Genomic DNA, 18,520 nt, shown 5'->3' with positions numbered 1-18,520 from the left:
GACGGACAACGGTAACTTCAAAAGTAATATAGAGAAAATTGGGACGCTTTGTACAGAAATACTAGAATGATGTGCAAATGATTTTGAAAAATCTATAATCTCCTGTCGGTTCTCCATGAAAGTGAGGTCTCTCGTACCAGGGTACGCAGATGAATCGAAACTATGCCCAGAGAATCGACTATCGCTCGTTTCGGGCTGCACTCCCGGACGTTGGCGAGTCCAGCGTTCGTATCGTATAACCTGAATGGGATGAAATGAGGGAGCAACTGTGGCACGTCATCGTCGGTACTAACGGCGGCAAGAAGCGGGCTCGGATCATCAAGATCTTGAACCGCCGTCCTTGCAGCACCAGCCAACTCGCCGACCGCCTCGACGAACACTACAATACCGTTCGGTATCACCTCGAAATTCTCCACGAAGAGAACATCGTCAAACCGAGTGGAAACGATTAAGGAGAGGTATACTTCCTGACTGACGAGTTCGACCAGCACTACGAGGAGTTCGAAGCGATCGCCGACCATCTCGACCTCGAAAACTGAACGCCGGGCACCCCATCGAATCACCCATCACGCACGTCGCGGTCTTCGCTCCCCAGCTATCTGATAAAGGGCTAATGAATGGAGAAGAGAGATGCAACGACAGAAGTCATCCTCCCGGGATATCGAACACATTATAGTCCGAGTTTGGACAATGAGTATCTCCCGACATAGACTTCTTAGTTCTTGGCGGGATTGACAGCGTGGACGAGGTAGTGGAGGACGGGATGCGCGAGTACGTCCGCCTGTGGCTGCTCGAGGTCACTGACAACACCTACCGCGAGATGGCAGCCTGGCGAGACCGTGTGTGAGAACACTTCGGCAGAGCCGGAAGCGGAGAACAGCATGCCTGCTGCCTCAGCCTCGACCAGTCGAGGCGGGCACCGTCCATCAACGTGACGAAGACACGACCAACTTTCCACAACCGACGAGACTCGATTTGACCGCACGAGCGCGCTCCACGACACTGCTCGCGAACGCTGTGCAGTTTCACAATCGGCGAAACCACCCGCAAGAACGGCTGCGAAACGCGTGTAACCCCCGATTGTGAAGCCGGCCGACAGCGAAGAACCGGTGAGCGACGAACTCGCCATTCGGGTGAATGCAGCGCAGAGAACGCTCACAGGTACCGTTTGTGGAGAGTGGTTCTCCGACGACTCGCACTCGCCCGGCGGCCGATTTCACCGTCCGAATCTTCACAATCGGTCCTCGTCGTGCGGTTTTGATTCTGCAGGACGTTCGACGGTCGGCTTGCAGGTTGCACCGACGTCGGCCGAACGGTCGAAACCGGACGGGAGACACGTCCACGGTGCAGTTCGGCGCTCGGGCGGTCGGTCCGGTTCCGCGTTCATTTGGCTTCCACAATCGGATTCATACTCGGGGTACAGCGCTACTTGCGGGTGGTTTCACCGATTGTGAAACGATGGAGAAGGGTCGAGCGGCTCGATGCGCCGCTGACGTGGCTTCGATGGGGTGAAATCTGAGTGTGGAATGATGGGCTGGGGACTGCACGCTGAATAGAGCGTGCGAGCCTTCCAGAACGAGAGGCGACTCCGTCCGGTTCCACGAGGAAGTGAGAGCCGGCGTTAGCGTGCGGGGGTGAGCGCCGTGTCGATATCCCCGCGCCAGGGAGTACCGTGTCCGGGGAGGAGCGTCACCTGCCCCAGTCCTTCGAGGCAGGCGAGCGAGGCGCTGGCCTCATCGTGGTCTTCGTCGGCGGAACCGAGGATCTGCGGCTCTCCCTCCCGCTGGGTGAAGATGTTCCGCGTCGCGAGTCCGTCGCCACAGAAGAGGACGTCGCGGTCCGCGACGAACAACGCACACGACCCGGGGGTGTGACCGGGCGCGAAGAGCACACGCGGTTCGCCTGGCACGGGGAGGACGTCCCCGTCGGTGAGCGGTTCGACGTCGGCGAGCGACGCGACGGACCTGACGCCGTCGCGGAGCATCTCGAGAGCGTAGGCGAAGAACCGTGGCCGCCAGAGGTTCCGCAGGTACCACGCGGGCGGGCTCTGTGGATGGTTCCGAAGGAGGGGCAGGTCGTCCGGATGACAGTAGACGGGGACGTCCCGGTCGGCCAGCGTTCGAGCGAAGCCGACGTGGTCGACGTCCGCGTGCGTCAGCACGAGCGCAGCGACGTCGTCGAGTTCGTAGCCGTTCTCGTCGAGCCAGTGGCCGAGCTGCGACGGGGAGGATGTCAAGTCGTGGTTCCGAGGTAACCCACCCTTATCAGCCAATTGCAGAAAATAACAAAACCCGTAGCAGATGGTACTACGACCATCATCAAGCGGAGCATCGGGGAAACATACGATATGAGACACGAGACACGCGACACGACTGCCAGCTCGGACTCCGAGTCGCTGCGGACGACCCGTCGAACTGCGCTTCGCGGGACGGGGCTCGCCGGATTGCTCGCGATGGGCGTCGGCAACGCCAGCGCCCACGGAGGAACCTCTGGTTCGACCGGTCAACAGGCGCGCCAACAGACGGCGGAGAGTAACGGGTCGGTCCCCGTAGACTACACGAACTACGTACGAGCGCAAACAGACAGGTACCTCGAGAGCTATGCCGAACTGGGTGGATTCGGCGAGTTCTACCACTATCGAACGCCCGTCCCCATCGACGAACAGGTCGTCGCAGTAGAGCATCGCGATGTGCTCCCCTCGATCGGGATCTTCGATCTGACTGAACCAGTCACCATCACCAAACCGGACACTGGTGACCGGTACCAGTCGATGCACGTCGTCAACCAGGACGCGTACACGAAGGCAGTCATCTACGAGCCTGGCGAGTACACGTTGACGCGAGAGAAGATGGGGACGCGGTACGTTCAGGTTCGGTTCCGTACGTTCGTCGACCCGACCGACCCGAACGACATAACGGAAGTGCAGAAACTACAAGACGGGATCGCGGTGAGCCAGCGGTCGCCCGGGACACTAGAACTTCCAGATTGGGACCGGGACTCCCTCGACAAGATCACCGAGGCGCTCAAAGCGATCGTAAACACACGGAACAGGATGCCTGAGCACTCGTTCGGCGACGAAGGCGGGGTCGACCCAGTCGAGTTCTTCATCGGCTCCGGGATCTGGGGCGCACTGCCAGCGTCTGAAAACTTCTTCATATATGGGTCTGTTCCGCAGAACGACGGCGAGACGCCGTATACGCTCACCTTTGCGGACGTTCCCGCCGACGCGTTCTGGGATATCAGCGTCTACAACAGCGACCTGTACTTCGAGAAGAACAGATACGACGCGTACTCGGTCAACAGCGAGAATGCAGCGCGGAATGCTGACGGCAGTGTCACGATTCACTTCGGTGGCGACCCCAGTCGGTCGAACTTCCTCTACACGCCAGACGGCTGGGTCTATTATATCCGGCTCTACAGACCACAGCAGAAGGTTCTCTACGGCTTCTACGAGTTCCCAGAGCCGCAGCCGGTTGCGTGAATCGACGGTCCCTGAGAGGACGTTCGACGAGTCACGGCGAGCAAGTCCGTCACACGACGACGAAGCGAACGGAGTGAGCGACCAGACCCGTCTCGCCCGGTTCGCCTCCACATCCGGTCACTATCGGGAGTTCGACGCCCGGACGCACAGGAACGTCGGGTATTTCAGTCGTTTCTCGTAGGATTCGGGCTTCTTCGCCTGGAACGTCTCTGTCGGCTTCGGTTCGACCACCTCGTCCAGTTGGAACCCGGTTTCGAGGAGTGGGTTGACGACCTCGGAAAACGGCCGGCGATAGAACGGGACGTCGACGTCCTCGCCGGCGGCCGACCACGTCATCCGTTGCCGTTCGACCTCGAAGTAGTTCTCGGCCTCGAACGCGACGTACTCGTCGACCGGGTGTTGCGCCGAGAACACGAGGAATCCACCCGGTCGGAGGATGCGAGCGAACTCCGCGAAGGGCTGTCGCCAGTCTTCGACGTAGTGGAGCGACAGGCCGCAAACGACGCCGTCGAACGCGTCGTCGTCGGCGAACTCGAGGGGCTCTGTGATATCGGCCTGGCGAATCGCTGCCCGGTCGCCGATCCGCCTGCTCGCCTGTTCGAGCATCTCGGTGTTGCTGTCGACGGCGAGGACGTCCGCTCCCCGTTCGAGCAACCACTCTGCGTACCGACCGTGTCCACACCCCGCATCGAGGACTCGTCTGCCCGCGACGTCTGGAACGAGGTCCGTCGTCGCAGGAAACTCGAGGTCCGCGCAGTACGGGTCCTCCTCCTGGGTCTCGTACGTCTGCGCCAATCTGTCGTATGCGTCTGCTACGGTGGGAGTCTCCTCGGGCGGCATGGAACACGAGTGTGTGTCACGCTTCGAGTTAATCGCTGTGATTCCTCGTCCGCGACCGTGACTTCGGGACGACCGCCATCCAGTCCCGCGACCGGTTGAACCTGTAACGCACCGAGGCGTTCACCAGGGCTGTATCGACCGTCCTGTGAGCTGTCCCAGCAGCGAATCGTGACGGGGGTGTCGAGTCGACTACAGCCCGCCCTCGTAGTACTTGTACTCTCGTGGGGCCCCTCGGGGGTCAGCACACGTTCTCCATCCACGTCGGAATCCAGGAGGACGGTGGCCGATGCTACGTTCGGTGTCCCGCCTCCGACAGATACGAGCGATCCGACGGTGCGGGTTCGGTCGACCGCATCACGCGCCCGGCTCGATCTCCCGAATCGTGAGCGAGTACTGGGTGGGGAGGTCTTCGATCCGCACCCTGATCTTCAGCACGCGTTCGTCGTTCGCGAGCCGCTCCATCGTCTCCATCTGTGACCGCTGGAACGACGCGTCACCGGTCTTGATCTCGCAGTAGTACCGTTCCAGCGTCGCCCCGTTCCACCCGTCCCTGGCCGTGACGACACAGTCCGGTGTCCACCGCGTTCTGCCGTCCGAACGGTCGACCGAGAGGGGCCTGCCGGGTTCGACGTCGACGTTCAACCCACGCTCGAGTTCGTCCTCGTCGACGTCCAGGTCCTGCCGGACGAAGTGGATCAGTGCGTGTGGCTTCGGAGCGTCCAGGAGGACTGCCTCGCCGAGCGCACCGTAGAGATTCGCCCCGACGTCGAACGTCCACGCGTCGCCGTCGACCTCGGCTGGCTCTCGAATCGACGGCGCGTGGTCGGCCAGGAGGTACGCGTCGACGTCGTCCGGTTCGTTCTCCGGGGCCGCCTGGACCCTGAGGGAGCCGTCCGACGCGGACAGGTGACCGGCATGACATCCTCCCCGGCGTGAACGCCGGGGTTTCCTCGCGCGGGGGGTATCGACTACCGGCCCACGGAGGCAACTTGCGGGTTCGTATGCTCCTCGTTGGGACGGTGAGAGCGTGGTGACTCCGACCAATCGTGGTCGTCCCACTTGAGGCATACAGGCCGTGCCATCGGCCTTACTACGTCGGTCTGCCGTCTCAGGAACGTCTCGGACGCGACGAGGTCCGCGTGGCCCTCGAAGCCACACTCGCACGCCAGCGTGTCCTGGTGGCGTGTCGTCCGGTCGGTCGCCCCGCAGTTCGGACACGTCTGCGACGTCCACGCCTCCGACCGAACCGCCACCGAGATACCGAACTCCTCGGCGGTGTTGGCGAGTCGCTCGACGAACGCGCGGAACGCCCAGAAGTTGTGTGTCTTCTCGTTCGCCCGGACGGACCAGCTCGTTTCGAGGACGTCCGTCAGGTCGCCGACGTACACAGTCGCGACGCCCTCCTCGTGCAGTCGCTCGACGAGGTCGCGGGCGAGTGCGTCCTGTGCGTGGTCGCGACGCCGGGTTCGCCGGCAGTACAGCCGGTCGATTCGCTTGCTCGACCGCCGCTGGTCGTCCAGTTTGGACTGGAGGCGCGCGATCTCGCGCGTCGTCTCGCGGAACCGCTCGAACAGGTCGCTTCCGTCGTAGAGATACTGCTGGCCGGTCGTGGTCGTACAGGCGACGAGGTTGTTCGCACCGATGTCCAGCGCGGCTTCTTCCGAAGCCAGTGGTTGTGCCAGTCGAGAATTGTCGATAGTGACCGGCTGAAAGGCCCTGAACTCGTCCGAAGCCTCGTCGTAGTACAGTTCTAACCGACCCTGCTTGTCGTACTCTTTCCAGTTCGGGTCGCCCCGAACTTCGAGTCGCAAGCGCTCGCGGTAGCCAAGCCCGTACTCGTCTTTCAGGTCTTGGCCGACCAGAATCTCGAGGCGAGAGTAGTCACCCCACTCGACCGTGTACGACGTGTTGCGGATGTACGTGCGGAGCTCGCGGTCGTCGCCGCTCCCCCAGAAGCCGGGTTTGCCGTTGGCTTCGCCCTTCTCTTGGAGTGCGAAGAACGACCGCCACGCTTCGCGGTTCTTCCGCTCGACCTGCTGGACGGTGGACGCGCCGAGCGTGCCACCGTAGCGCCCGCGGTACTCGCTGATGTCCCAGACGTCGCCGTCCGGGTCGGCGTAGTTCTCGCGGCGCTCGTAGTTGATCTCGTTCCAGAGTGCGGCAGAAGCGTCCAACAGCCGCCGGAGTAACTCCTCGTCCTTCTCGGAGCGAGGGCGGACGACGAACTCGTTGGTCCGCTTCATCAACAGGTCGTTGTCCCCCGAAGACTGATGTATGTTTGGATTCTGTGTGTCTGTATGGCGAAGAACATCCACGTTGTCGTCGACGACGACGTGCACGAACGGTTGAGTCGAATCAAGAACGAACACGGCCTGACGTGGGAAGGGATGTTGCTCCACGCGGCGAACGACCTGGATACCCCGGACTGAGCGGTACCGGCGGCTGTGTCCCTGTTGTCGGATTCACGCCCGCCGTGAACGGCGGGACTCTCTCCTTGATTCAGGTAGCCCTCGGCGTCCGACCGTGACCCGAACTCGAGGAGGCGGCCCTCGGACTCGACGACGTTCCGGAGCCTCCCGTTCACCTCGAGCGCTCCCGACTTCACTTCGACGGAGAATCCCGCCTCCTCCCCCGGTTCGACCGGTTCGGCAGCATACTCGGTCTTCGAACCCCGACGGTCGTCGTCTGCTTCGACCAGTCGCCCGTCCTCGAATCTCAGTTGCGAGGTCTTCGTCCCGTCGTCGCTCATCTGCGTTCCCCGACATCGGAACGAATTGACAAAACTGTTATCGGTATGGACGAGGTCCGCGTCGGCTCCTGCACGGTCGACCCGTTCTGTGCCGCTCTCCCGTACTATCGCTCTCGCGCCGGTTCACGTGGCCGTCGTTCACCCGTCGTCCGTGGTGACGGTGTCGGCGGTGCCCGTCGACCTGCCGACGAGGGGAATCGACCGTTCGGTCTCCCGATACGTCCGCAGGAAGATCCTGACGAGGGCACCGAGACCGAGCGCGACGACGACGCCGTCGACGACGCGTCCCAGGTACGGGATCCGGATCGCCAGTCCCACGAGTATCAACCCGAGGAACAGGGCGGCCCAGCGGTTCTCGATCGGCGACTGTTCGACCCCCACGGCAGAGAGCCCGCGAGGAATCACGTCGAGCAGCCAGACGCCGACGGCGAACCGACCGTAGATGGCGCCGACCCACGAGGCGAGCAGGAAGAGCCCGCCGCCGACGAGTGCTAACGGGAACCCGAAGAGGCTCAGGACCAACAGCAGGAGCAAGAGTGGGGTGACCACCATGACGGCGAGGCCGACGATACCGGTCCGGAGGGCGTCGTGGGTGACCTCGTCGGCAACGCGGCGCGAGAACGCGGGGAACAAACCGACGAGTATCAGGCCGAGCAGCAGGTTCACCATGAACCCGTAGAGCTCCCAGAACGAGACGTCGAACCAGCCGCCACCGCCCGTCTGGGCTGGAGTCCAGACGCTGGGGGGCAGGGTCCAGCGGACGACTTGCTGAGCGTTCGCCGACCCGACGTCGGTAGCGAACACCGTGGCCGGAGCTACCGGCTGTCCCGTCGGGACGGTCCCGTTCCAGAACGCGGTGAGCTTTCGATCGAACACCCCGAGGCTGGCGTTGAACTGCCAGTCCCCGACCGTCGTCCCCAGGACGTCGTTCGCGTCGCCCTGGACGCTCGCGTCGAACGCCGTCGACGCCGTCAGGTTCATTCTCCCGATGCTGAGGATGGCGTTCGCGTTGAACTGTCCGGCTGCGCCGACCTGCCCGGTGACGTTGCCAGGAACCCCTCCGACGCGCCCCCCGAACGCGATGTCGCCCCCGAAGTCGGTCACGGCGATATCGACCTGCTGGGGGACGACCTGTGACTGTGAACCGGTCTCGGACGCACCGGCAACGCCCGCCCCCAGGACGGCTGCGCCGAGAATCGTCGTCACCACGACGGTGACGACTGCTAATCGCGTGGCGGTGGAACCTCCAGCACGTTTCATCTCGCTCGTTACCACCCCTCGTTGCACTCGACTTTGTTATGAACTGATGATTCGTGAGTGGTCGTCCCCCGAACCGGGACGGACCGAGTAACCGAATCGAAACTGCGGTCCCGAGAAGGGCTCCCCATCTCGAAAAATCGACTCACAGAACGGAGGTCCGGCCGGTCATCGGGGATTACCGAGGTGGCCCACATGTACGAAACGAAATAGCAAACGCGACGCGGCACCGCTTCGATTCGGTCAGAATCCGTGCTCTTCGAGCCACTCCCCGAGGGCGACCTTGGCGTCAGCGATCGCCTTCGGCCCGGTGTAGACCGTGACGGGTCGGCTGACCGTTTCAGTTCGGTCAGCGGACTGGGTTTCGTTCATCTCGGTCGTAGATTGTAACTGTAACATATTAACCATTTGCGTACTGCTGGTCGGGGTGTTCGATGTCCGCGAAGTCTCGCAGGACCGTGGAAACGGACTCACGCAGGAACGCGACGACCGGAATCACCACATTCCATCTACTGCAACGACCGACTCGAGAATCGACCCCTGGCCGTGACGAAACCGGCCCGCGTCCGACCGACTTTTGCGGGTGGAGCGCCTGCGTCCGTGCATGCGTGCAGCAGTCTATCACGGGCCGGAAGACATCCGCGTCGAGGACGTTCCCAGACCCGAGGTCGAGGCACCGGGCGATGCCCTCGTCCGGGTCACCCACACCTGCATCTGCGGGTCGGACCTGTGGCCGTACCGTGGCGTGAGCGACCGCGACGTCCCCTCCCGCATCGGTCACGAACCGATGGGCATCGTCGAGGAGGTCGGCGAGGACGTCACGAGCGTCGAACCGGGCGACCGCGTGTTCGCCCCGTTCGTGATCAGTTGCGGGGAGTGCGAGTTCTGCCGGCGGGGCCTGCACACCTCCTGCGTGGACGGCGGGTCCTGGGACGGCGCGAACGGCGGCGCGCAGGGCGAGTACGTCCGCGCGCCACACGCCGACGGGACGCTCGTGCGCGTCCCGGACCGGCACGCCGACGACGAGGACACCCTGCGGTCGGTCCTCCCGCTGACGGACGTCATGGGGACCGGTCACCACGCCGCGGTCAGCGCCGGCGTCGGGCCCGGGAGCACCTGCGTCGTCGTCGGTGACGGCGCGGTCGGACTGTGTGGCGTACTCGCCGCGCGCCGACTCGGCGCCTCGCGCATCGTCGCCGTGGGCCACCACGCCGACCGACTCGAGCTGGCCGGGGAGTTCGGTGCGACCGAGACGGTGCTGGGCACCGACCACGAGGACACCGGTGAGCACGTCGCGGAGTTGACGTACGGCGGGGCCGAGCACGTCATGGAGTGTGTCGGCGCCGCGAGTTCGATGGAGACGGCCGTTTCGGCGGCCCGTCCCGGCGGCACGGTCGGGTACGTCGGCGTCCCCCACGGCGTCGGCGACGACGGCATGCCGATGTTCGACTTCTTCGGCGACAACGTGACCCTCAGGGGTGGCGTCGCGCCCGTCCGCGCCTACGCGGAGGAACTGCTCGCCGACGTCCTCGGCGGGACGCTGGACCCCGCGCCGATATTCACGAAGACGGTCACCCTGGAGAACGTCGCGGAGGGCTACCGCGCGATGGACGAGCGCGAGGCGCTGAAGGTCCTCGTAACGCCCGAGCACTGACCCGTCCGCGACTTCCCGACGGCCGGCACCACGAACACGGCGGTGGCGTCAGCCGCCAGGGCGCCTGAACGTGTACCGGACCTCGTCGCCCTCGACCGTGAGCGAGCCAGCGTCGTGGTCCACGACCAGTTCGACCGCACTGTCCTGCTCGAACTCGTGGAGCGGCATCCCCGTACTGACGTGCCCGTCACGCGTCACCTCGACGTGTGCAGACCCGAAGTCGATTCGGACCCAGCCGTCTCCCGTGGTCACCGTTCCCGGGTCTCCGAACCGCCGAAGTTCGTCGACCACTGCGTTCCACTCCCCGAGCGGGAGGCGCGTCGACATACGGTGTCGTACGACCCTCGGGAACGTAAAAGCAGACCTGCGCCGCGCCGACGCCGTCGAACCTGGGGACGGCCTCGATGGCGCGCCTCGGCAGGAACGCTTTTCCCGGCCGGTGCGAATCCGGTCAGCATGCGCCTCTCTCGTGGTGGACTCGTTCTCCTCGTCGCCTGTCTCGTCGCACTCGCCGGATGTGCAGCGGTCACCGATACGACCGGAACGACCCCCGATAGCACGTCGACGGCCACCCAACCCGGGACCGACGTCGACGTGAACGGAACGCTGGAGGTCCACTTCATCAACGTCGGGCAGTCTGTCAGCACGCTCCTGGTGACGCCGACGGGCGAGACGATACTCGTCGACTCGGGCGACTGGCGGGACGACGGCGAGTACGTCATCGACTACCTCCAGCAGGTCGGCGTCGAGCGACTGGACCACCTCGTGACCTCCCACGCCGACGCCGACCACATCGGCGGCCACGCCGCCGTCATCGAGTACTTCGAGACGCAGGGCGAGGGCGTCGGCGCCGTGTACGACCCCGGTATCGCGTCGAGTTCCCAGACGTACGCCCGGTACCTCGACGCCGTCGAGACGTACGACGTGCCCCTCTACCAGACGCGTGAGGGGGCACAGATGCCCGTCTCCGGCGTCGACGTGTCGGTCCTCGGCCCGCCACAGGACCTCGTCGGCGACGGCGACCGGAACGAGAACAGCATCGTCCTCCGCGTCACCCACGGCGAGACGAGTTTCCTGTTCACCGGCGACGCCGAAGCCGAACAGGAGTCCGTCCTCGTCGACGAGTACGGCGCCCGGCTCCAGTCGACCGTCTTCAAGGCCGGCCACCACGGCAGCAGTTCGAGCTCCGGCGCCCCGTTGCTCGACGCGGTCCAGCCACGCGTCGCCGTGATATCGAGTGCGTACGACTCCCAGTACGGCCACCCACACGAGGAGACGCTCCAGCGGCTGGCGTCCCGGTCGATATCGACCTACTGGACGGCCGTCCACGGACACGTGGTCCTCACCAGCGACGGCACGTCGGTCAGCGTCGCCACGCAGGCCGACGCGACGACGACCGCGACCGAGCTCCGCGCCGCCTCGCCGGTCGACCCCGGGACGGCCGGTGGCGTCACGGTGCGCGAGACCTTCGACGCGACCGGCACCGGGGCCTCGTCGACGTCCGTCGCGGCCGACGGCGGCGGCCTCTCGCTCGTCGACGTCCACGCCGACGCCAGCGGGGACGACAACGAGAACCTCGACGACGAGTACGTGGTCTTGGAGAACACCGGCGACTCTACGCTCGACCTCGGCGGGTGGCGACTGGAGGATAGCGCCGGCCACGCGTACACGTTCCCCGGTGGCTTCACGCTCGCTCCCGGCGAGCAGGTGACCGTGTACACCGGACGCGGGACCGACTCGTCGACCGAACTGTACTGGGGAGCAGACGGCGCCGTCTGGAACAACGGCGGCGATACGGTGCTGGTGACGGACGACGAGGGGACGGTCGTCGTCAGGGAGACCTACTGACGTCGGCTGGCGTGCTGTCGCCTGAAGTGGACCCGATGCCGAGGCGGAAGGCCCATACCGCTCCAGTGGCGACCGGCGGGCATGCGCCGCCGACAGCTCCTCGCAGCGCTCCCGACGACCGCGTTAGCCGGTTGTCTCTCCGGCCTGGGTGAACTGGACGACCGACTGTCGCACGACGGCCGAACGCCGCCCGACGGCGTCGAGTTCGTCGAGTTCACGCACCCGGACTCCGTCCGTGCCACGCGCGAAACCCGACTCGGCGGGGTCGTACGGAACACGGCCGACACCACGCAGGCGGGGACGGTCTCGCTCGAACTCTCGCCCGACGGCGAGCAGTGGCGACGACTCCTCGAACGGTCGTACGAACTCGCCCCCGGCGAGCAGCAGATAGTCGAGACCCCCACGACCACCCACTTCCTCGGCCCGCTACACCTGCGTCTGGTCCCGTTCGACCGACGGACGAGAGTGGAGTCGACCGACCCGACGCTCCCCTACGGCGACGCCTACGTTCTCCCGAACGGAATCCACCTCACCGTCGCGGACCCGACGTCCATCGACTCGTACGAGTACGAGGCGGACGGCCAGCGCCAGACGGCGACCCAACGGGAGGACTGGAACTGGTACCTCGCGACGGTGACCGCCCGGAACGAGGGCGACGAGACCGCCACCGCTCCCTACCGGACCGCGTTCGGGACGATGGGCTACGACTGGAACGAGGCGATCGTGTATCGCGCCGAGGACGCCTACGAGGGCGGCGAACTCCAGCCAGGGGCGTCCCGTTCCGGTGCCGTGCTCTTCGAGAGTCGGTACAACTCGTCCACCCAGCCCATCCGGATTCGTCACCCCTACCAGAACGGGACCGTCGGCGCGACCTGGACCCCACCCTGACCTCGGGCAGACGGCTCCCGTCGGCACGTCGTCGTGGACGATTCGACTCTGCGACCGTCACTGCACCGCCCGTCTCCCCCACCCGTCGTTAGAACAGCCCCTCGATGCCGACGAAATTGAGGAGGAAGAACACGGACAGTGTGACCAGGATGACGACCGCTATGAGCATCAAAAACCCGATCACCGCGTTGAGTACGTTCTCCGACACCATACCTACCCCAACCGTTAAGAGAGGACTGTCCTAACTGTTTCGGAAGCCCATCGAACGAGGGGAGAGCGCGTCTAGCGGTAGTGGAGCGCGGCGCTCGTACGCTGCGACGGACGTTCAGAGGCCGGTTTCGCGGGCCCCAACTGGTTCGAGTGTGCCCTCGGGAGGGTTCGAGAGACGCTCGACGATTCACCACCTGGAACGCCCCATACGGTTGTATCCTGTGACAGTCGTGTTGCATATCATGTCGTCCTGGATCGAGCGGGTACGAACGAATGCACTGGAGGGAAGGGGTCGATGTTCGGATTGTCCGGCGTTCGAAGACGACCGGTCGTGTCGGGTGAATCCCGGGTTGTTCGACCCCCACGGTGAGGTGATGTTCGTCACGATCGAACCGAGCCATCGATTCGACTGGGACGACTACGAGGATTGGGCGGAATACAACGAGGTCATCACGCGGAAGTTCGTGGAAGAGTGGACGGGTGGGCCGATCCTGGCGGAATTGCTGGAGCCGATTGACGGCCTGGATATGGCCTCGGTGTGGATGACCGACGCGATCAAGTGTCCGCCTGAAGGCGGACTCGACGACCAACCCCGGAACGACGAGTTCGCTCACTGTAAGGCCTATCTGCAGGAGGAGATCGAGTACGTCGACCCGGACGTGATCGTAGGACTCGGGGCGAACGCGTGCCGTCGAACGCTGGCAGCACTCGGAGTGGAACGCACGGACATCTCGACTGCGGCCGAATGTGGGCGAATCGTCGACACGGACCCGCCAGTCGTGATCTCGCCCCACTGGAGTCACGGCTGGCTACGTCGCGAGACGAGTGCCTCCTGGGGCGACGGATGGCTCTCGACGCACTCCCACCTTCAGGAGTCTTCGCACCGCAACATGGAGGTCGTCAGAGCGTCGATTCAGGAAGTTCGGTCGAGCGTCGAACCAGCAGAGGAGGTCGACACGACCGCTGGACGAGTGGTGACGGCAGCAGCCGGCGTACATTCTGTCGTTCGGTCGGACTCCCATCGCGGGAGCGTCTGCGAGGCCCTGTCAACCACGAGATGGATGGACTGTCGTGACGTTGCAGACGCGATCGGCTACTCCACGTCCGGGGCATCGAGCGTTCTCTCGGACCTGTACAGGGCCGATTACGTGAACCGACGCCAGAGAGAGACCCACGGGACGGTCGAGTACGAGTATCGATTGAAGTCGGGCGTCGAGGTGCAGTGACGAACTGTGCTATCTATCCGACGACGTCCGACGACGACGCCCCGGTCGGCGGGATTCGTGACTCTGCGCACCTCGTTCGCGTCGCTGTCGTAACCCTCTCGCCCGTCGGTGTTCGGGTCGTCGAGTGTCCTGTTGCATCCCCGTGCAACCTGCACGAGTCGAAATCTGATTAGAACGCCAACATTTCTGCCCGCCGTGGTCCCCGTGAAATATTGGAGAAACTATATTTTGCCCCGTTCGCTGGTTGACAGCATGGGGAAACGTGTAGACGGCCCAACACGACGTTCGTTTCTGAAACGCACTGGCGTCGCCGCCTCCGCGGCAGTCACTGGACTCACGGGGGCGGCCAGCGCCACGGGCAAGCCGACCGACAGGGGGAACCGCGGTGACACCGGCAAGAACCGTCGCCTGAGCCTCAACGTCGACGGTGAAGTGGAGACACTCGACCCGGTACGCCAGTTCGACGCCGCGCCGGGGCAGATAATCGAGCAACTCCACGACGGCCTGTTCGATTACCCGGACGGCGAGACGACCTCCGTCGGGGGACTGGCTGCCGAGTACGCCGTCGACGAGACGTTCACCACCTACACCATCACGCTCGAACGGAACGCCCGGTTCCACGACGACCGGTTCGGGACCGTGACCGCACAGGACGTGGTCTACACGTTCGAGCGCATCAGGACCTCTCCCCGGTCGCGCATCGCGAACTACTTCCTCGGCTACCTCGACCTCGAACAGGAGACGGACGCCGACGGGGAGTACGTCCCGGGAACCCTCGGGGTCGACGCGCTCGACGAGCGAACGGTGGAGTTCAGCCTCGAATCGCCGTTCCACTCCACGCTCGAACTCCTCAGCCACTCCATGTTCTCCATCCTCCCGGAGGGTATCGTCGGGGACGTCCCGGGATACGATGGAATCGTGGACTACGAGACGTTCTCCAGGGAGGAACCGGTCGGGGCGGGCCCCTTCCAGCTCCGGGCCTGGACTGGCAGCGACCTCCATCTCGACAGGTTCCCCCGGTACCACGGCGACACGGCGACAATCGACGGTATCGATTACTCACACGTAGCCGACGAAGCTGCGGGGTACGAACGTGCGCTGGCCGAGCAGGTGGACGTGTTCGGAATCCCGGACGCCGAGTACGACCCCGGTCTCGCCACCCCGGAGCGAACGGACGAGAAGGGTCGAGAGTTCGGTCGGTACGGCCCCCTCCCGAACGGCCGCGAGGTCGACTACGTCTCCGCGACGTCGCTCACGACGTTCTATCTGGGCTTCGTCGTGCCGAACGTTCCCCGCCCCGTCCGGCGAGCCTTCGCCCTGGCCCTCGACCAGGACCGCGTGGCACGGGACCGGTTCGACGGCCGGAGCCGGCCAGCGTACAACTTCGTCCCCCCGAACGTGTATCCCGGCGGGACCGACGGCTACAGCGACCACGCGACGGAGTACCCCTATGGCACGGACGCCAGGGTCGCGGCGGCGAGGGAGGTCATGGAAGCCGCGGGCTACGACGAATCCAACCGCTACGAGGTGCGCTACACGACGTACGAGAGTGACTCGTGGGAACAGATGGGGGAGACGCTCGCGTCCCGTCTCGCAGACGCACACATCGACGTGACCGTCGAGCGCATCGGATTCGGTGCCCTCCTCTCTCGCGGCCGGCAGAACGACCTCGACGCGTTCACCCTCGGCTGGCATGCCGACTGGGCAGGCGCAGACAACTTCCTCCAGCTCCTGTACCCGCAGAACCACAGGCGGAATATCGGCCTCTTCGACTGGGGCGACACGCCAGCCGCCGAGCGAGCCTCGGAGGCGTGGGAGACAATCCAGGCCAACCCCGGGTCGTCGCCGGCCGCTGTCGAGGCGCGCGAGCAGGCCGCGGTGACGATGGAAGAGGCGAACTGGACCGACGCGGTCGCCATCCCCGTCGTCCACAACGACGTCCAGCGGTTCTGGTACGACTGGGTCGACGTCCCTGCCTTCGGCGCGCTCGGCCCGTCCCGGCAGAAGCTGAACGACGTGCGGTTGCGCCCACCGCAGAGTGCGAACGGGAACCGTCCGTGAACTCCCCGAACGGGAGACGCATGTCACTGAACTCATATATTTAAGACCCCCCGGGGTATCTCAGGTCAGTGATGAATGGCCGAACAGACGGTACCACCGGTGCGAACGGGCGAACCCCGACGACGACGCGACGGCGATTACTCGCGGCCAGTAGCGGTCTCGCTGTCGGTGGCCTGAGTGGCTGCCTCGGGCGGGCCGCACGCTCGACGACCAACACCGGGGCGGCCCCGGCCGCGTACTACGCCGGCGACGCCACCCTGGCAGCAACGGCCGACGGTGACGACGAGACCGTCCGCGTGTACAGGGCTGGGCAGACGGACGTCCGGCACGTTCCGTCGACGTTCGGCGGGGGGTCCTGGCTCCTCTCCGCCGACGTCGAACTCGACGGGTGGAGCACGAGCGCCCCAACGAAAGCACAGGACTACAACTCCTCCCGGTCGAACAGACCGAGGACCAGCCGGTGGGACGGCGCTCCCGACGACGATGACTCCGACGCCGACGGCATACAGGACGCCGAGGAAGCACTGTACGGGTACCTCGACGGTGAACCGACCATCGGCGAGCGGTTCATCGTCTCGCTCCCCGACGCACGCCTCCCGGACGACCGCGGCACGGTCGCCGACGAACTCACGCCACGGCGAGTCCTGGAGTACTTCGTCGGCGACCCGGACGGCGAGCGATGTGCGGCCGACGACGGGGCCGTCTCGGTCCACCGGGACCTGGCGTGTCGCACCCTCCTCTCCGCGACGCTCGAGGAAGACCCATCGAACGCCAGAGCCGTCGCCGTCTTCCCCACCTCCGGCGGGGTCGTCGTCACGGGCGCGTCTCCCGAGGCAGAGGAATCGGCACGGCTGGTACTCGTCTCGGAAGACGGGACCACGAACACGCCCCGGACGCTCGACGCGTGGGGGGACGAGCGCGTCGTCGGAGCGGCAGGCGTGACGCCGACGCTCGTCTATCCCCTGGCCGTGACGCCGGCTGACTGTCCGTGTCGGATGCCCGCGCTGTTCTACGTGCGACGGATTCGCCACGACGACCAGTACCTCTACGCCGGTGGCTGGCTGGTCGACGACGGTGCGCTCTACGAGAACGCCGCCACCCTGCTGGTCGGGGCGGCCCCCAGCGACGTCGTCGGGCTCACGCTCTCGGACGTCGAGCGCAGTGCGACGGACCTCCAGTCGCTCATCAGGCGGCGACGGCGGCCCGGACGAACCACGTACGCGAACGTGACGGTGGGCGAGTACGACCCGGACGCACCCACGCTTCCTGACGGTGCCCAGCCGGTGTGCGGTACGGACGGGGGAGACTACTGGCGGGTACAGTCGAGGGACGCACTGGCCCCCGGGACCGGTGACTGTGACGACACCGACCGGAACCGCCCGCCGACGTGCGTCGTGACGGCGCTGGATGCCCCGGTACTCCACCTCGTCGACGCTGCCGAGCTCTCGACCGAGGTGAAGTTCAAAGCGGGTGCGGAACTGTCGAAGTCGGTCAACTGAGGGCGAGGGACGACGAGGGACCGGGGGAAGGCCCCGACCGAACGACTTTCGTCGACCGCAGCTGGCGCTCGGCGAACACGCGCCAGCGGAGGCCTGATACCGGATAGTATCACTTCCAGATACAATATAAAAGGTAGGTATGTCAGGTGTCGATTGCTATCGGCGTACCGTTCCCAGCCGGTTCAGCAGGCCGAACTACGGCCCACGCGGGTGCGAGCCCGGGGCACCTCGCGGTCGACGAAACCGGGACCAGGCTCGGTGACGAACGCTACTGTTGTTACGCTGCTGCCGGTTCGGGCCCAGCTCGCTGCGCCCCGTTCGTCGCTACCGGGCGTGAACCCGAGTTCCGTCGATGTCTGAGCCGTCCCTCGACGAACGTCGTGAAGAACAGCCCGTCGACGACGGACCAGCGACGAGCTCCTCGGCGACGAAGCGCCGTGCTACAGGCGGCCGACCACCGTCACACCAGTCTCCGGTTCCACCCGACACACGCGAGAACCGAACCGTTGGCGAACATATCTGTTACGAGTCAAAACGACGAAATACATGGTTTCCATACATTTTTGACCGCTCTTGCCCGAACACGGGAAACAAAATTCGGTGGTTGTGTCGCCGACCGGCGAGTCCGCGACTGCTGTGGTCGGCGACTGGAACCGCCCGTCGACGACCCGCGCAGACAGGAACGGCGGCTGGAATACAGCCCGGGTGAAAATTCCGCACGAACCGAATCTTTTATCAACTAACTTCTGGTTGTCTGTGATACACAGTCACGTGGTAGCACGGTCCACCAGCGATGGGGCTTCCCGT

18 protein-coding genes are annotated in these 18,520 nt (G+C 64.9%); 8 read left to right on the top strand and 10 right to left on the bottom strand.

Annotation, left to right across the window (positions count from 1 at the left end):
* Positions 1–92 precede the first annotated feature (92 nt).
* Together ACSC1W_RS16385 and ACSC1W_RS16380 are read right to left on the bottom strand one after the other, a co-directional pair.
* Positions 93–521 carry a hypothetical protein gene (locus ACSC1W_RS16385; RefSeq protein ID WP_435348667.1) on the bottom strand — a complete coding sequence of 143 codons (429 nt, stop codon included), beginning with the start codon at positions 519–521 and terminating at the stop codon, positions 93–95.
* A 1,100-nt stretch (positions 522–1,621) separates the two neighbouring features.
* On the bottom strand, positions 1,622–2,236 hold the full coding sequence (locus ACSC1W_RS16380; RefSeq protein ID WP_435348665.1) for an MBL fold metallo-hydrolase: 615 nt from the start codon (positions 2,234–2,236) through the stop codon (positions 1,622–1,624).
* 111 nt (positions 2,237–2,347) lie between these two features.
* On the opposite strand from ACSC1W_RS16380, the gene ACSC1W_RS16375 reads away from it, so the two are divergent.
* Positions 2,348–3,481 carry a DUF1214 domain-containing protein gene (locus ACSC1W_RS16375; protein ID WP_435348664.1) on the top strand — a complete coding sequence of 378 codons (1,134 nt, stop codon included), beginning with the start codon at positions 2,348–2,350 and terminating at the stop codon, positions 3,479–3,481.
* A 120-nt stretch (positions 3,482–3,601) separates the two neighbouring features.
* On the opposite strand, the gene ACSC1W_RS16370 is transcribed toward ACSC1W_RS16375, so the two are convergent.
* The gene (locus ACSC1W_RS16370; protein ID WP_435348663.1) at positions 3,602–4,321 is read right to left on the bottom strand and encodes a class I SAM-dependent methyltransferase; all 720 of its coding nucleotides are present in this window, start codon (positions 4,319–4,321) and stop codon (positions 3,602–3,604) included.
* 354 nt (positions 4,322–4,675) lie between these two features.
* Positions 4,676–5,017: a hypothetical protein gene (locus tag ACSC1W_RS16365; protein WP_492764727.1), complete on the bottom strand. Its 342-nt coding sequence runs from the start codon at positions 5,015–5,017 to the stop codon at positions 4,676–4,678.
* Here ACSC1W_RS16365 and ACSC1W_RS16360 point away from each other — a divergent pair.
* Positions 5,012–5,257 (top strand): hypothetical protein, encoded by a 246-nt coding sequence (locus ACSC1W_RS16360; RefSeq protein WP_435348661.1) that lies wholly within the window; start codon positions 5,012–5,014, stop codon positions 5,255–5,257. The genes ACSC1W_RS16365 and ACSC1W_RS16360 overlap by 6 nt on opposite strands.
* 32 nt (positions 5,258–5,289) lie before the next feature.
* Here ACSC1W_RS16360 and ACSC1W_RS16355 read toward each other — a convergent pair whose 3' ends face one another.
* The 4 genes from ACSC1W_RS16355 to ACSC1W_RS16340 form a co-directional block, all read right to left on the bottom strand.
* Positions 5,290–6,564 (bottom strand): RNA-guided endonuclease InsQ/TnpB family protein, encoded by a 1,275-nt coding sequence (locus ACSC1W_RS16355; protein WP_435348659.1) that lies wholly within the window; start codon positions 6,562–6,564, stop codon positions 5,290–5,292.
* Positions 6,564–7,070 carry a DUF8081 domain-containing protein gene (locus tag ACSC1W_RS16350; RefSeq protein WP_435348658.1) on the bottom strand — a complete coding sequence of 169 codons (507 nt, stop codon included), beginning with the start codon at positions 7,068–7,070 and terminating at the stop codon, positions 6,564–6,566. The genes ACSC1W_RS16355 and ACSC1W_RS16350 overlap by 1 nt, the downstream gene beginning before the upstream one ends.
* 138 nt (positions 7,071–7,208) lie before the next feature.
* Positions 7,209–8,330, bottom strand: a complete 1,122-nt coding sequence (locus ACSC1W_RS16345) for a DUF8173 domain-containing protein (RefSeq protein ID WP_435348657.1) — start codon at positions 8,328–8,330, stop codon at positions 7,209–7,211.
* A 240-nt stretch (positions 8,331–8,570) separates the two neighbouring features.
* Positions 8,571–8,699, bottom strand: coding sequence for a hypothetical protein (locus tag ACSC1W_RS16340; protein WP_435348655.1), 129 nt, complete (start codon positions 8,697–8,699; stop codon positions 8,571–8,573).
* A gap of 232 nt (positions 8,700–8,931) precedes the next feature.
* Between ACSC1W_RS16340 and ACSC1W_RS16335 the strand changes: the two genes are divergently transcribed.
* Positions 8,932–9,981 carry a zinc-dependent alcohol dehydrogenase family protein gene (locus tag ACSC1W_RS16335; protein ID WP_435348653.1) on the top strand — a complete coding sequence of 350 codons (1,050 nt, stop codon included), beginning with the start codon at positions 8,932–8,934 and terminating at the stop codon, positions 9,979–9,981.
* A gap of 48 nt (positions 9,982–10,029) precedes the next feature.
* On the opposite strand, the gene ACSC1W_RS16330 is transcribed toward ACSC1W_RS16335, so the two are convergent.
* On the bottom strand, positions 10,030–10,308 hold the full coding sequence (locus ACSC1W_RS16330; protein WP_435348652.1) for a hypothetical protein: 279 nt from the start codon (positions 10,306–10,308) through the stop codon (positions 10,030–10,032).
* A 129-nt stretch (positions 10,309–10,437) separates the two neighbouring features.
* Between ACSC1W_RS16330 and ACSC1W_RS16325 the strand changes: the two genes are divergently transcribed.
* Entirely contained in the window at positions 10,438–11,829 is a 1,392-nt protein-coding gene (locus tag ACSC1W_RS16325; protein WP_435348651.1) for a lamin tail domain-containing protein, read from the top strand.
* 81 nt (positions 11,830–11,910) lie between these two features.
* Positions 11,911–12,717, top strand: a complete 807-nt coding sequence (locus tag ACSC1W_RS16320; RefSeq protein WP_435348650.1) for a hypothetical protein — start codon at positions 11,911–11,913, stop codon at positions 12,715–12,717.
* Between the two features lie 88 nt (positions 12,718–12,805).
* On the opposite strand, the gene ACSC1W_RS16315 is transcribed toward ACSC1W_RS16320, so the two are convergent.
* Positions 12,806–12,928: a hypothetical protein gene (locus ACSC1W_RS16315; protein ID WP_435348649.1), complete on the bottom strand. Its 123-nt coding sequence runs from the start codon at positions 12,926–12,928 to the stop codon at positions 12,806–12,808.
* A gap of 241 nt (positions 12,929–13,169) precedes the next feature.
* Between ACSC1W_RS16315 and ACSC1W_RS16310 the strand changes: the two genes are divergently transcribed.
* From ACSC1W_RS16310 to ACSC1W_RS16300, 3 genes are all read left to right on the top strand, one after another.
* Positions 13,170–14,153 carry a uracil-DNA glycosylase family protein gene (locus ACSC1W_RS16310; protein ID WP_435348648.1) on the top strand — a complete coding sequence of 328 codons (984 nt, stop codon included), beginning with the start codon at positions 13,170–13,172 and terminating at the stop codon, positions 14,151–14,153.
* Positions 14,154–14,405: 252 nt separating this feature from the next.
* Positions 14,406–16,214, top strand: a complete 1,809-nt coding sequence (locus ACSC1W_RS16305; RefSeq protein WP_435348647.1) for an ABC transporter substrate-binding protein — start codon at positions 14,406–14,408, stop codon at positions 16,212–16,214.
* A gap of 71 nt (positions 16,215–16,285) precedes the next feature.
* Entirely contained in the window at positions 16,286–17,713 is a 1,428-nt protein-coding gene (locus tag ACSC1W_RS16300) for a hypothetical protein (RefSeq protein ID WP_435348646.1), read from the top strand.
* Positions 17,714–18,520: the final 807 nt, after the last annotated feature.

The sequence above is a fragment of the Haloarchaeobius marinus genome (assembly GCF_051207415.1).
In the GTDB taxonomy this organism is placed as follows: Archaea; Halobacteriota; Halobacteria; order Halobacteriales; family Natrialbaceae; genus Haloarchaeobius.
This window is presented reverse-complemented; position numbering and strand designations above follow the sequence as displayed.

Coding starts and splice junctions, on each gene's coding strand:
- ACSC1W_RS16320 (WP_435348650.1), top strand. CDS start 11,911: ATGCGCCGCCGACAGCTCCTCGCAGCGCTCCCGACGACCGCGTTAGCC.
- ACSC1W_RS16355 (WP_435348659.1), bottom strand. CDS start 6,564: ATGAAGCGGACCAACGAGTTCGTCGTCCGCCCTCGCTCCGAGAAGGAC.
- ACSC1W_RS16300 (WP_435348646.1), top strand. CDS start 16,286: ATGAATGGCCGAACAGACGGTACCACCGGTGCGAACGGGCGAACCCCG.
- ACSC1W_RS16315 (WP_435348649.1), bottom strand. CDS start 12,928: ATGGTGTCGGAGAACGTACTCAACGCGGTGATCGGGTTTTTGATGCTC.
- ACSC1W_RS16345 (WP_435348657.1), bottom strand. CDS start 8,330: ATGAAACGTGCTGGAGGTTCCACCGCCACGCGATTAGCAGTCGTCACC.
- ACSC1W_RS16330 (WP_435348652.1), bottom strand. CDS start 10,308: ATGTCGACGCGCCTCCCGCTCGGGGAGTGGAACGCAGTGGTCGACGAA.
- ACSC1W_RS16340 (WP_435348655.1), bottom strand. CDS start 8,699: ATGAACGAAACCCAGTCCGCTGACCGAACTGAAACGGTCAGCCGACCC.
- ACSC1W_RS16305 (WP_435348647.1), top strand. CDS start 14,406: ATGGGGAAACGTGTAGACGGCCCAACACGACGTTCGTTTCTGAAACGC.
- ACSC1W_RS16385 (WP_435348667.1), bottom strand. CDS start 521: ATGGTCGGCGATCGCTTCGAACTCCTCGTAGTGCTGGTCGAACTCGTC.
- ACSC1W_RS16310 (WP_435348648.1), top strand. CDS start 13,170: ATGTCGTCCTGGATCGAGCGGGTACGAACGAATGCACTGGAGGGAAGG.
- ACSC1W_RS16325 (WP_435348651.1), top strand. CDS start 10,438: ATGCGCCTCTCTCGTGGTGGACTCGTTCTCCTCGTCGCCTGTCTCGTC.
- ACSC1W_RS16335 (WP_435348653.1), top strand. CDS start 8,932: ATGCGTGCAGCAGTCTATCACGGGCCGGAAGACATCCGCGTCGAGGAC.
- ACSC1W_RS16370 (WP_435348663.1), bottom strand. CDS start 4,321: ATGCCGCCCGAGGAGACTCCCACCGTAGCAGACGCATACGACAGATTG.
- ACSC1W_RS16350 (WP_435348658.1), bottom strand. CDS start 7,070: ATGAGCGACGACGGGACGAAGACCTCGCAACTGAGATTCGAGGACGGG.
- ACSC1W_RS16375 (WP_435348664.1), top strand. CDS start 2,348: ATGAGACACGAGACACGCGACACGACTGCCAGCTCGGACTCCGAGTCG.